This is a genomic window from Devosia riboflavina, from assembly GCF_000743575.1.
Taxonomy (GTDB): Bacteria; Pseudomonadota; Alphaproteobacteria; order Rhizobiales; family Devosiaceae; genus Devosia; species Devosia riboflavina.
In genome coordinates, this window is record NZ_JQGC01000026.1 from 33,218 (window position 1) to 45,564 (window position 12,347).

The 12,347-nt window shown below is 58.2% G+C and carries 14 protein-coding genes; 7 read left to right on the plus strand and 7 right to left on the minus strand.

All coding sequences use genetic code 11. From position 1 onward, the window contains the following. The first annotated feature begins 106 nt into the window (after positions 1-106). Positions 107-1,555 (plus strand): sensor histidine kinase, encoded by a 1,449-nt coding sequence (locus tag JP75_RS20340; RefSeq protein ID WP_035086444.1) that lies wholly within the window; start codon positions 107-109, stop codon positions 1,553-1,555. Between the two features lie 263 nt (positions 1,556-1,818). After that, entirely contained in the window at positions 1,819-2,034 is a 216-nt protein-coding gene (locus JP75_RS20345; RefSeq protein WP_035086446.1) for a DUF2934 domain-containing protein, read from the plus strand. Between the two features lie 203 nt (positions 2,035-2,237). Here the strand turns inward: JP75_RS20345 and JP75_RS20350 are convergent, their stop codons facing one another. Together JP75_RS20350 and JP75_RS20355 are read right to left on the minus strand one after the other, a co-directional pair. Further along, positions 2,238-2,444 (minus strand): hypothetical protein, encoded by a 207-nt coding sequence (locus JP75_RS20350; protein WP_035086447.1) that lies wholly within the window; start codon positions 2,442-2,444, stop codon positions 2,238-2,240. 75 nt (positions 2,445-2,519) lie between these two features. Beyond that, positions 2,520-3,140: a hypothetical protein gene (locus JP75_RS20355; protein ID WP_035086449.1), complete on the minus strand. Its 621-nt coding sequence runs from the start codon at positions 3,138-3,140 to the stop codon at positions 2,520-2,522. Between the two features lie 384 nt (positions 3,141-3,524). On the opposite strand from JP75_RS20355, the gene JP75_RS20360 reads away from it, so the two are divergent. Beyond that, entirely contained in the window at positions 3,525-4,754 is a 1,230-nt protein-coding gene (locus tag JP75_RS20360) for a PQQ-dependent sugar dehydrogenase (protein WP_035086451.1), read from the plus strand. A 318-nt stretch (positions 4,755-5,072) separates the two neighbouring features. Further along, on the plus strand, positions 5,073-5,330 hold the full coding sequence (locus tag JP75_RS20365) for a hypothetical protein (RefSeq protein WP_035086453.1): 258 nt from the start codon (positions 5,073-5,075) through the stop codon (positions 5,328-5,330). Between the two features lie 71 nt (positions 5,331-5,401). On the opposite strand, the gene JP75_RS20370 is transcribed toward JP75_RS20365, so the two are convergent. From JP75_RS20370 to JP75_RS20380, 3 genes are all read right to left on the minus strand, one after another. Beyond that, complete coding sequence (locus tag JP75_RS20370; RefSeq protein WP_035086455.1) at positions 5,402-5,950, minus strand: ATP-dependent Clp protease proteolytic subunit; 549 nt, start codon at positions 5,948-5,950, stop codon at positions 5,402-5,404. Positions 5,951-6,155: 205 nt separating this feature from the next. Further along, complete coding sequence (locus JP75_RS27420; RefSeq protein WP_035086457.1) at positions 6,156-6,422, minus strand: DUF6894 family protein; 267 nt, start codon at positions 6,420-6,422, stop codon at positions 6,156-6,158. A gap of 39 nt (positions 6,423-6,461) precedes the next feature. Next, positions 6,462-7,217, minus strand: a complete 756-nt coding sequence (locus tag JP75_RS20380) for a Crp/Fnr family transcriptional regulator (RefSeq protein ID WP_051961011.1) — start codon at positions 7,215-7,217, stop codon at positions 6,462-6,464. 341 nt (positions 7,218-7,558) lie between these two features. On the opposite strand from JP75_RS20380, the gene JP75_RS20385 reads away from it, so the two are divergent. From JP75_RS20385 to JP75_RS20395, 3 genes are all read left to right on the plus strand, one after another. Beyond that, positions 7,559-8,311, plus strand: a complete 753-nt coding sequence (locus JP75_RS20385) for a Crp/Fnr family transcriptional regulator (protein WP_051961015.1) — start codon at positions 7,559-7,561, stop codon at positions 8,309-8,311. 126 nt (positions 8,312-8,437) lie between these two features. Continuing rightward, positions 8,438-8,830 (plus strand): hypothetical protein, encoded by a 393-nt coding sequence (locus JP75_RS20390; RefSeq protein WP_035086461.1) that lies wholly within the window; start codon positions 8,438-8,440, stop codon positions 8,828-8,830. 84 nt (positions 8,831-8,914) lie between these two features. Further along, positions 8,915-9,139 (plus strand): hypothetical protein, encoded by a 225-nt coding sequence (locus tag JP75_RS20395; RefSeq protein ID WP_035086462.1) that lies wholly within the window; start codon positions 8,915-8,917, stop codon positions 9,137-9,139. A 1,480-nt stretch (positions 9,140-10,619) separates the two neighbouring features. Here the strand turns inward: JP75_RS20395 and JP75_RS20405 are convergent. Beyond that, positions 10,620-11,303, minus strand: coding sequence for a beta/alpha barrel domain-containing protein (locus JP75_RS20405; protein ID WP_035086466.1), 684 nt, complete (start codon positions 11,301-11,303; stop codon positions 10,620-10,622). Beyond that, entirely contained in the window at positions 11,300-12,346 is a 1,047-nt protein-coding gene (locus JP75_RS20410) for an ABC transporter ATP-binding protein (RefSeq protein ID WP_035086467.1), read from the minus strand. The genes JP75_RS20405 and JP75_RS20410 overlap by 4 nt, the downstream gene beginning before the upstream one ends. Position 12,347 lies beyond the last annotated feature (1 nt).

The following is a 12,347-nucleotide window of genomic DNA, read 5'->3' on the forward strand; positions in this document are numbered from 1 at the left end:
CCGATCCATCAGATGATCGAAACACCGCCCTTGGGAGGTAGAACTGCGCCGATTTCTAGGTGAACGCTGGGCGTCGGTTTCCGCGATCCACGTCGCCGTTGGGCTGATGCTGGCCTTCATCGCCCTGTTCATTGCGATCTTCGCGTATTTTGTCGCTGCCGGTGTCCGCCAGACGCAGCAGAATTTAGACGATCGCTCCAAGGCGGCTGCCCAGGTCGTCGCGACCAACGCCTATTGGGTAAACGAGGTCGCCAACCAAACGCTGCGGCGAGTAGATGCTGCCCTGGGCCCCCAGATGTCTGGTGACAGCGCGTCCATTCAAGCTGTCCTTGATGGCCTGCCTTCCGTGGTGGAAGTCTATGTTATCGACGCGGAAGCACACACAATTTACGCGACGGTACCAGGAGCCAGCGAGGTCTCTGTGGCAGATCGCGAGTATTTTGTGGCAGTCCGAGATGGAGTTGAGTTCTATACCTCTCCTATGATCGTCAGCCGCTTGACCGGCGACCGCATATTCGTCTTCAGCAAACGGGTAGAGCGCGACGGAGCTTTTGCAGGCGCGATCATGGTCTCGTACTCTGATCGACTTCTCGAAGGCCTGTGGCATACGCTCGATCTCGATGCAGGCTCGACGGTCAGCTTTGTACGTGATGATGGGCAACTGATGGCGCGCTATCCTGCACCAGACGCTCCCGTGGATCTTTCGACCACCCCTCTCTTCAGCCAGTTTTTGCCGGTCAATTCGGAAGGTACATATACCTCGTCGAGTTCGCCGGTGGACGGTATCGCCCGGGTGGTGAGCTACGAGAGAGTTGAAGGCACCCGAATAATCGCCCTTGCCTCGATAGCATCGACGGCGACATGGGCATCTTTCAGGGGTGCCGTTTTCACCGTCCTCCTCATCGTTTCGCCGATCGTATTGGGCCTCGCCTTGGGTTGCTGGTGGATCGTAATTCTCCTCAAACGGGATTCTCGCCAGGCGGCAGAAATGACAATGCTGTTCCGGGAGATTCACCACCGGATCAAGAACAACATGCAGTCCATTCAGGCGCTGGTGGGATTGCAGAACATTCCGGAGACTGCCAAGCACGATCTGCGCTCCCGTTTTGCGGCAATGGCGGCAATGCATGAGCACATCTACAGGCATGATCGATACGCGAGCATCGACGCCAAAGATCTAGTTCCGGCCATAGTCGATGAGGTGATCGCGGCCTACGGATCAAGCGCCGAGGTCAGTTACTCGCTTTCATCGGTTCAAGTCGGTCGTGATCAAGCTACCCCGCTCGCGCTATTGTTGAGCGAGCTCGTCACAAACTCCCTAAAGTATGCGTTTCGCGAGGGCGTTCAGGGACAAATTTCTATTTCTCTATGGCCAGCAGCGGATGGAATGGCGACGCTCGTGGTGCGAGACAATGGAGTGGGCCTGCCGGAGGGGCCACGGGGTGGAAGCATGGGCATGCGTTTGGTGAAGGGTGTCGTATCACAGCTCGGTGGGGAACACAGTTTCCGCAACGAGGGCGGAGCCCTATTTGAGGCAAAGCTGCGGTTGATCTAGCCCACGATCATAGCGCGCCGGATTTTGCGACAGAGGCAAGGCTGCGATTAAGATCGTCGCGGTGGTCGCAAGACGGTTCCAGACCGACGGCGATCAGTTCGAATACGCCTGGACCACATGGTTTTCTAAGTGTGCTGGATCATTCCATCAACTGGCCGCGGATCCCACGTAATTCGGGCGCCGTTGCTCCACCAGCTGGTTCCAGATCAAGGGGATCGAACAAACGACATCGCCGTTGTGGGAGACTACCAAGGAGAACGGTCATGTACGAGGATACGGAAAAGTTCGTCGATCTCGACTTCGAGCAACGGGTTCGACAGACGGCATATCATTTATGGGAGGATGACGGCCGACCTTTTGGCGATGAGAAGAAATATTGGTTCATCGCCTTGGAACGGCTGCTCGCCGAACGTCCCGAAGCGACGCAAACAAAACCGTTGCAGGCACCAGGACTCAGCTCAGAAGCCCGCGACGTCTGACGATTGTAAGTGACGCTGACCTTGGAGAAGCCTTTTCGCCTCCCCGGGCGATTTGACAAATTATCTTCCCTGCCAACCTAACGGTCAACGGTCGGTTCCAATGATGCGGCGTGTCGAGCATAAAGCTCCAGATCGTAATCTTGTATAATGGCTTCGCATCGAGTTCGTTGGGCGACCCGGGCATATAGATTTTCAGCCCTAAACTACCTCAGCAGACGCCCTCTATCTTCTTTGCGAGTCAAGTGTTCACGACCGGCGGTTGTCAACGCTGGTCCACCTTCCTTCTGTTCGATGAGCGCAAGCGACAGAGGCTTGGCAAAGTGCTGGGGATCAACATCGGTAGGTTGATCCAGGGACCCGAAGCGTGCAAGCGTTTCCAATTCTTCGTAGGTGAGATCGTCGTCTGTCATCGTGTCCTCCCAATACGTTCCGCTCCAACAGCGGTTGCGCCTATCTGGTTGCACGTCGTCAAAGCTGGAGCCGTTCTAGCGCAATAGACCCTCGCGCTCGAAAGCATCCCAGCCCACGAGATTTGGTTTTTCCTCGCTCTCGGTGCCGGTTTCCTTTGCTTTTTTGTCCGCCCTTGCGAGCTTTGCTTTCCAGGCCGCTTTTCGCCGGTTCTCGGCTGCCGTGAGGGCATCATCTTCGCGCCACGTCGTAACAAGATCGTCGTCGAGAATGTCTTCTACCTTGCGGGGACTAAAGACGTGGAAGGTAATCTTTCTTGCTCGACCTCGCAATTTCACGGTGCGAGTGCCTGCGCTCGGGAGGCGGCCATCCTTGAGCCAACGGTGACGTTCGGTGGTCGAAATGGAGAGAATATCCTCAATCTCGCGAGGAATGACCGGGAGATCTTCGATACCGTCAAGCTTTCGCGTTACAATTGACGAGGCCTTGCTGAACTCTGCCCGCTTCTCCACCGGCATGCGCAACACCATGGTCCCCGCAACGACGTCGAGCGACTTCTTGACCGTGCTGGGCAGGCTGGCGCGAACTTCGAGCAGAAGGCCCTTGGCCCGCACAGACGAGCCCAGGGTTGCGGAAGGAGGCAGAGGCCATTCTGCGATCAGGTCGGCTGGGAGAACGGGTTTGTGCTTGGATGGCATTAGGTCGAGATAGCCACAGTCTTCATCGACTGCAATGCGTTCCCTCTCGCCAAGTTGGTCATATGCGGTCTTTTCCGAGCCCCATTGCGGTCTGGGCAGGATTACAAAGACTCGGCATTCTAAAGCTGCGCTGCTCAGGGGGCGCTGCGTGCGCCCGATGTGCCTTTCCCGATCTGGCATGGACTCCTGCCCGAAGCTGCGGTCATGATAGATATCCGGGGCCTAGCGGCTTCGTTCCTGCGTTCTGCACACCGGTATGTGATCCTCTTCAGTGCAACGCGCCGACTGACCATGACTTCTACTGGCAGGCAATCTTGCCCGACACCCGACGAGCGCACTCGTTAGCGTCATGCGTTCGCGCATCAGCCGTCAGAGGAGACCCCGATGCGCCTTATACAAGTCTTGCTCGCAAGTACCGTCACCTATGCAGCACTGCTACCCGTCATTGTAACAGGCGAGGACAGCCGCTCTGCTGAAACGCAGACCGCAAACGCGCCGGATCAGCAACCAGCCTTCAATGGCCAGACGCGCGCTCCGCAGCCGGCCCAGACGCCGGAGGTTGAAACAACTACGATTGCGGAGGACCTGCCCCAACTCTGGTCGCTCGAATTTCTGCCCGATAGCAGGATGCTCGTGACGACCAAGGCAGGCGAGATGCATATCGTCACTCCCGAAGGCGAAGTTGGCGAGCCCTTAGGGGGCCTTCCGGATGTTGACGATCGCGGCCAGGGAGGCCTGCTCGATGTGGCTTTGGCGCCCGACTTCGATAGTTCAGGGCGAATCTTTTTCTCCTTTTCAGAACCCCGTGACGGGGGCAACGGCACGAGCGTTGCCTCCGCCACGCTCTCGCTCGACGACGCCAATGGCGGAACTCTTGATGATCTGGAGGTCATCTTCCAGCAAACCCCCGCTTATGACGGCGACAAGCACTTTGGCTCCCGCCTGGTCTTTGCCCCTGATGCAAGCCTGTTCGTTACCGTGGGTGAGCGATCGGATGTCGAAACACGCAACCAGGCGCAGGATATCTCAAGCGGACTGGGCAAGGTCTTCCGCATCGGGGCCGATGGCGCTCCCCTTTCGGACAACCCGTTCATCTCGACCGAAGGCGCCTTGCCCCAAATCTGGAGTTTTGGTCATCGTAACATGCAGGCAGCAGCGCTTGATGGCGAAGGTCGGCTCTGGACCGTCGAGCATGGGCCAATGGGTGGGGACGAACTCAATCGGCCAGAAGCGGGCGTCAACTACGGCTGGCCGGAAGTGACTTATGGCCTCGACTATAGCGGCGAACCAATTGGCGACGGCGTCACCGCTATGGAGGGGACGACCCAGCCCATTTACTACTGGGACCCCGTTATAGCGCCATCGGGCATGGCGTTCTATGCGGGCAGCGAATTCCCCGAATGGCAGGACGCATTCTTGATCGGCGGTTTGGTTTCTGAAGGTCTTGTCGTCGTCCACCTCCAGGACGACAAGGTGGCTCACGAGGAGCGCGTACCGCTCAATGCGCGCGTGCGCGATGTCAAGGTGGGACCTGACGAAGCAGTTTACGCGGTCACTGAGAACCCCGACGCTGGAACTTCGACCATAGTTCGCCTGACCAAAGGCAGATCTTGAGCAACGGCCGTGTAGCGAGGCATTCTGTGTCTCACTCTATTTCTGCTGCAAATCATTACCCAATAGCTGTGAGCGACTTCGCGATCCACCAAGGCCCTCGGCGAGTGTTAGGAGCTGCCATGGATGCCATTCGAGTTGGCTCGGTTCGGGATGGGATCGGCAGCGGCCGATCGACGGCTTGTTTGACAAACTCAGTGGCTGCCTTGATCCGGCTGATCACGTTTTCTCGCCTCGATCACTTCGACGGAACAGCCGAGTACCGCACCCGTTTTCTCAGAGCCGGGTCCTTAGGCCCGGACAACCGGAGGAGGAACTCCTATGCAAAACCGCGACGATGACAAAGACTTCGACCGCAATCGCCAAGGCTCCCAGGGTGGGCAGCAATCTGGCCAGAACCAGCAGGGCCAGCAGGGTGGCCAGCAAAATCGCCAGGATAAGCGCGACGATGATATGGACCGTGATCGCAACCGCCAAGGCGGGGCCGGCGGCCAGCAGTCAGGTGGGGACCAGCAGGGCCGCCAGGGAAATGATCAATCCCGTCAGGAAAATGACCTGAACAAACCCGATCGTCAGTAGTGCAATAATTCGCGGCGGCGGTTCGTCCGCCTCCGCCCACAGCTCGCGAGGGCGAATTGGACGAAAAGCATCTAGATCTGAATGATCTGCTGCCCTTTTGGCAGCGAAAATTCGCGGACCGCATCAACAAATCCATAGTTCACTGCCGCCACGGGCGCGATATAGATCTCGCTATGACGCCGGGCCGCGAGAACCTCTTCAGGGACCCTACTACGCTCACGCAGGATGTTGTCGGTGCGATCATCGTCCGCCAACGCCGCATCCAGCGTTGATTGCAGGCGCCGGGCTGTCAGGCCCTCAGACTGTCCCATGGTTGTCGGATGGATCATGAACATGCCATGCGCAGAGCAGTATCGTTCTTGAGCCGCCAGAAACACGGAGACGGCGATCGAGCTCACTGAGCCGGTATTGTAAAGCACCAGATGCAGCGGCAGTGCCCGAATATGATTGTAGAGATACACCCCGTCGGCGACGTAGCCACCATTCGAGCTGAAGGCCAGGTGAACTAGACCGACCCCGCTGTTAACCGCGGAGTTGAGAGCCCCTGCAAGCCGTCCCACGCCCGCTGGTTCGATAGGGCCAGTAAAGCCAAAATAGGCTGCGTCTTGCACGTCATCCATGGTCTGTCCCTCGGTTCGCCGATTCAGCCTTCGGCGGTAGGTAGGCCAACGGCAGTTGCTAAAACCACAGCCTCCATCGGATACCGCTCAACGGCGACTATCCAGATGCCGGGATCGGCACAAGATTGCGACCGTCCAATCGGAAGGCCATGGCGCTTTGGCGGCGAACGCGTCCCGCGGCCAAAACGAGAAATTGGCTCCCAGGTCATTGTGAACTGCCCCGAAGTTTCTGCTCTCTCTCAGTATCGTCGAAGTCGAACGTAACGTGTGCGCGGAACACCTGACATTCCCGGTCGTCAAGAACGCGAATGGCAATATCAAGCGGGCCATCCTGTGGAATGGCTTCCGCTGCAATGCTCGCAATGGTCATGACGGCCTCCCGCCGGGCAGCGCCATCGTCAGGCAGGTCGACTCCGTCGGCGTCCTCTTTTATGTCGTCGTTGAGTGCTATTTCGAAGTAGAACCGTCGCACTGAAGCCTCCCTTTTTCATGCAACGTTAGGTCTATGGCTTCAAGTTCCTTCACGAGTTGGCCAATCCGTAGCCGGACCGACCACGGTATGTAGATAGCTTTCATCGAACATCCCAAGTTCGGCGAGCTCTCGCCAATGAAGTATGGTCACGCGACCACGTGCGAAATCGACCAGCCCCTGCGATCGCAGGTCCTGAAGAGTCCTGTTGGCGTGTACGGTCGAAGTTCCGAGCATATCGGCGATGTCGACCTGACTGATCGGGAGCGCGAAGGTATTTCCCTTGTTGAGCCCTACGAGCTGGGAGCGGACATAAAGTTCACAAAAGAGATGCGCCATGCGTACCGGCGCCTCTGCCTGACCAAGCATAAGCATCCACGATCGAAAGGCGGCCGCATCGATCAAGGTGTCCCGCCAGAAGAGGGCAGTCAGCCTCGATGACTGATCGAGAATGGTTTGGATGGAAAAATGCGAGATCAACGCTACCTCTGCAGGTGATGTCGCTACCAGGCTGTGATCCATCCTCGGCAAATAAAGGCTCTGGAGGTCAGGAATGTCTCCGGCCATATGCAGCGAAAAAATCTGTCGGTCGCCGGTGATCAGGGTTTTGGATCGATGTACGTAACCTTTGAAGACAAGGCAGCAGGAACTGGAACTGGTTCCCTCAGCGACGATCTCCTCCCCCTTTGCGAAACGCTTGCGCCTGATGGGCAACGAAACGAGACGATCACGATCCTCCGAGCTGAGTTGGCCCACTCCGCTCAAGCGACGCACCATAAACTCGATCGCCTTGTCCATGCGGACCTCCATCCTCAACTACGATCTGCACCGCCCCGGCCCGAGAGAAGTTACAGCGCAGTTCTGTTCACCCTCTTCTCGAAAGCCGTTCGGCTTGGGATTGTTCCCCTTGCAGCCGTGTATGCTGCAGAAGGACATCGCCGCCAGTGAAACGGCCGCTCAATCGCGGGCACCCGAATCTAGGGCGAGTCTAAAGTTTAGCGAGCCAAGGGCAGCGCGAAGCGCGCTTAGGACGTATGCAGGACCCCGGTCACGCTTCCTCCAAAGATCGCAATTGACCGCATAAACGCGCATCCTGAGCGGGACTTAACTTATGTAAATGACACCGGGCGAGGCGGCTGTTGCATGACGACATCCAGGAGCGTCGTCAGTTTACCGTGTCCATTGCAAGTTCAGTATTGTTTGCCGGCCTCCAGTTTCACGACGGTGACCGACTCTCGAATTTTGAGTTGATGAGCGGCCCGCAGCGGCTGTGCAGCAAGGGGCATTTCCTTAGCCACGAGGGCGAACCCAGGCCAGACCTTTACCTTCTACGCTCCGGCTGGCTGTGCTGCAGCATAACGACGCCGGCGGGCGATAGGCAGATCACGACGATTCATCTGCCCGGGGATCTCGTCGGAATGCCTAGCATTGCGCGAGAAGTGGCGGCGGAGACGATATCGGCTCTGACCGACTGCGTCGTTGACATTATCCCGCTGGAAGCCTTTGCCGTGGCTTTCCGTCAGCACCCCCGGCTGGCGGCCCTGCTTTATATGTCAGCACAGGAGGAACGAGTGCGCCTCATCCATCAACTTACCCTCGTAGGCCGGGTCCATAGCGTCAAACGCATGGCGGCGTTTCTTCTTTCGATCTACCACCGTGTCCGAGTCAACGTTGCCGGCGTCGACGACAGTTTCGCTCTACCTCTCACACAACAGGATTTGGGCGACGCAACGGGTATGAGCGTCGTCCACGCCAATCGGGCGCTGCGAATTTTGCGTGAGCGTGGATATGCGTCCTTGCAAAAAGGTACTCTCACCGTTCACGACTATCCCGGCCTCGTTACATTCGCTGGGTCCCCGGCCGACAGCAAACGGTCGACTGCCTGGATTTGACGCACTCGATCGTGATCATCGGCTCATCACAGGGACGCTGTTCCTCCGAACCAAGCCCCGTCTGATGCGTTGCCCCCTCCCGGAACACGTTCCGCGTCAACCGTTGGTCTGGATCGGAGAGAACCAATGTGTGGATTAAAGCCCTTGGTGTTTACGTGCGCAGTCTTCGTCGGCCTGTCGCTTCCGGTACTCGCTCAGGATGCGACTTTCGACCCAAACGGCACATTTGCGGACGAGTTCGGAACAACTTTCACCTTCGCGCTGTGCGGCGCCGGAACCGATCTCTGCGGGACTTTGGACATCCTAAAGGGAGAATCGGCAACGGAAGAAAATCTTGCCTATGTCGGGTCCGTGGTCATGCAAGCCCAGCAGACCGAGGCCAATACATGGAAGGGTACCCTTCAGGCTGGCGATCTCAGCGCAGAGGCAACTGTCAGGCAAACCAGTCCGGACACGATCGACATAGAAGGGTGTCGAGGAGGACTGCTTTGCCAAACCTTGACCTACACTCGCCAATAGTGACGCGCCGGATTGGGCGAATAACATTTGTTAAGGAGAGCGGAGTTCCCGCTTGCTAAGCCTCCGGTCCAACCAGAGGAACAAATGCCCCAATTTCGTGTCATTGATCTTCGTTCGCAAATGGTAGAGCCGGAATACCTCGTAGACGCCCGGTCTCCCGAAGACGCCGCCCAGCAGAGCCTGGGCGAAAAGGGGATAAGAGGTGGCCAGAACCGTGCGCGGCTGCTTTGCCGTGTTTACTGGATCGACAGCGAGGGCGCCACCAACATGGTCAGGCTCTATCGTCCCCTTTGGGGCGCCTCAAGTTAAAGCGAAGGCCAGAGATCAGCAGTATCCACTATACGCTCTTCGGAATGTCGATGAATAAACTGCGAGCGCGTGACGAACGCTGGATGAGGCGAAATTACAGATCGAGATTTTTATAGCACCTCAGATACCGACGAGGACGAGGATGTGGCGCCGATGCCGAGGCTCTGATTGACGTTCGGCACTATCGCGGCTGCTACGGTGTCCCGAGATGCCGAATTGATAAATACCGCGTACGACTAACGCGAGGGGTGGCCTTAAGACTCGGCTCTAGCCTACCGGCTCTGTCATATGGCTGAAGATGATCAAGCATCGGAGCACGGGGAGGGCATCGCTCGGCCAAGGGCCCATGAAAGCTGCCCTTGCACAATCATCAGCGTGAACTGACCATTCGAAAAACTGGTTCCCTCAGGGCCCATCGAGGGCAGCGACACCTCTGCCGCGTCGTTGACTGACACGGAAGCGCTCTCACCGAGAAGCCGTACCGCAAGACGGGTGCCGTCGTCGCATATGTAGTTACTGACGGGATATGGATTGGTACGATATCCCTCTTCAAAGCCATTTTTGCTCTCCGCCATGCACAAAGCCAACCTTCGGTGTGGCTAGCATAGTGGGCGAAGCCGCGATGTGTATTTGGCCCAGCGTCCCGACGCTGGGCAGGGTGTCCCATTTATCCGCCGGGTGGGTCACAGATCCCATATGTCGATGTTGATTTGCTACCAACAGGATAGTTTATGCGGCCAGAAACCGACTGAGCGGGTCGCGTTGGCGGACTTGGCCGACACCCTGCTCGCCGATATTCGCCTGATAGGCAAACCGGGCATTGGCGGTCTGAGACATCGGCGTATCGAAACTAAGATCGATGAGGAGTTCTGGGCCTGATTTAACCGGCGCACTGATCTGAAATGCGTTACTGGCCGCCAGCTGCTTCCGATAGGCGGGTCAGCCGTTTCCGATCGCAGAACGCACCGCCAGACCAAGTCCCAGCTTGGCCGCCATATCTTCGACATCGATACGAATTTCAGACCGTAGACCGACTGTGGCGGTGGCCACAACTCCGCTCGATTGCACTACCGTCTAGCAACAGAGACGACCTGATCTCAGCGAAGTCTGTGGACGCCAGATATGCATGGGACAACTCCAAATAGGCTTCTTCTGAGCTGGGACATCGAGGAATTTGAAGGCGAGCTCTCCTTGCGTGGCCGTGTAAGCCGGAGAACTGGTATTGAACTGCCCCGGAATGTCGAAAGTTCGCTTGCTAGAAATGTCGTAAAGGCCCATCAGCGTTGCGCTGCGCAGTGCGAGAGAATTGCCATCGAGAACGCGGTAGATACCTGCATGAGCCCCATTCGCTGTCAGCCTCGACATCAGTCGCGCACTGCCTTGCTGCGCCGCAAAGCACTGTCATTCCTCCCCTACAGACCCGCTTTGCGATGGCCTAAATCAGACGTCGACCTAAGCGTCATCGGGTAATACTTTGACCTCATATGTGGTCGCGCCAAGCCTGCAGTGACTGGCCCATGCTTCTGGGTGTCTCACCGGTAACGATAGCCCCCAGGAGTGGGGCCGCAAGTCCTACGGCCTTAAGCCGAAGGCCATCTTGTGGTGTGAGCTTGAGCTGGCTGGGAACGATCACCGGAACATCGACCGCTGCAGCGATCTCGGCATAGCGGGCGAGGTCGGCATCGGTCATCGACGTGCGATAGCGCCCGAATTCCATGATCGAGGCCTCGATGATGCAGCCGGGAACGGCCGCAATCTCGGCTATGTCCTCGGGCGTGCTGGTTGAGGAGAGGGCAGGCATGGGGCGGAGGCGCGACTGCAGCAGGTGGGGCCGCATGTGGTCGATATAGACATTGAAGCCTTCGAAGCCGAGATCGGCCAGGGCGTCCATTTCAGACGCGGTGGGCACGGTTTCCTGGCCGGCCATGACGAGGAGCGGGCAGCCGAGTTTGGCCAGTTGTTCGAAGAAGGGGCGTTCTTGCTCGAAGGTGCCGAAGGTGGTGCCGGTGGCGCGGTGGTAGGCGTTGAGGTGAGTCTTCAGGGCGAAGGCGCCGCCGTCGAGGGCGGCTTTGGCGAGGTCGAGATCGTGCCGGGCCAGGGAGACGATGATTGGGTATGCGCCTGAGGTAAGAGCTTGATAGAACTTGGTTTCTGGGTAGGTCATTCGATGCGGAGGCCCGTTGAGGCGTCGAAGAGGTGGATGGCGTTGAGGTCCGGGCGAATGTGGATTGTCTCGCCTGGGCGGGCGGCGATGCGCTCGCGGAAGACGCCGGTGATGGTGTGATCGCCGAGGGTCATGGTGACCTGGGTTTCGGAGCCCATGGGTTCGATGAGGGTGATTTTTGCGGGCAGTCCATCGGCGGCGAGGGTCAGGTTCTCGGGACGGATTCCGTAGGTTGCCTTGGTGCCGAGAGGAGCCGAATTGGTTAGCGGCAAGGTAACACCGAGAGCAACCAATCCCTCGTTTGTGACAATGCCCTCGATAAAGTTCATTGCAGGCGAGCCGATGAAGCCGGCGACGAAAAGGTTGGCGGGGCGATCATAGAGGTCGAGCGGGGCGCCGACCTGTTCGACCTTGCCGCCATTCATCACGACGATGCGGTCGGCCATGGTCATGGCTTCGACCTGATCATGGGTGACGTAGACGGTGGTGACGCCGAGGCGCTGGTGGAGGCCCTTGATCTCGCCGCGCATGACGACGCGGAGTTTGGCGTCGAGGTTGGATAGCGGCTCGTCGAATAGGAAGACCTGCGGGTTGCGGACGATGGCGCGGCCCATGGCGACGCGCTGGCGCTGGCCGCCGGAGAGCTGGCGAGGATAGCGATCGAGGAGATGGGTGAGGCCTAGAATGCCGGCCGCCCATTGGACGCGTTCGGCGATTTCGGCTTTAGAGCCGCCGCGGTGTTCGAGCGAGAAGCCCATATTGGTGGCGACGGTCATGTGCGGATAGAGCGCATAGTTCTGGAAGACCATGGCGATGTCGCGGTCTTTGGGCTCGAGGTCATTGACCACGCGTCCACCGATTTCGATGGCGCCACCGGTAATGGTTTCGAGACCAGCAATCATGCGCAGCAGGGTGGACTTGCCGCAGCCGGAGGGGCCGACGAGGACGACGAATTCGCCATCGGCAATGTCTATGTCGATGCCATGCAGCACGGATGTGGCGCCATAGCTCTTGGTGACGGATTTGAGGGTAACGGGAGCCATG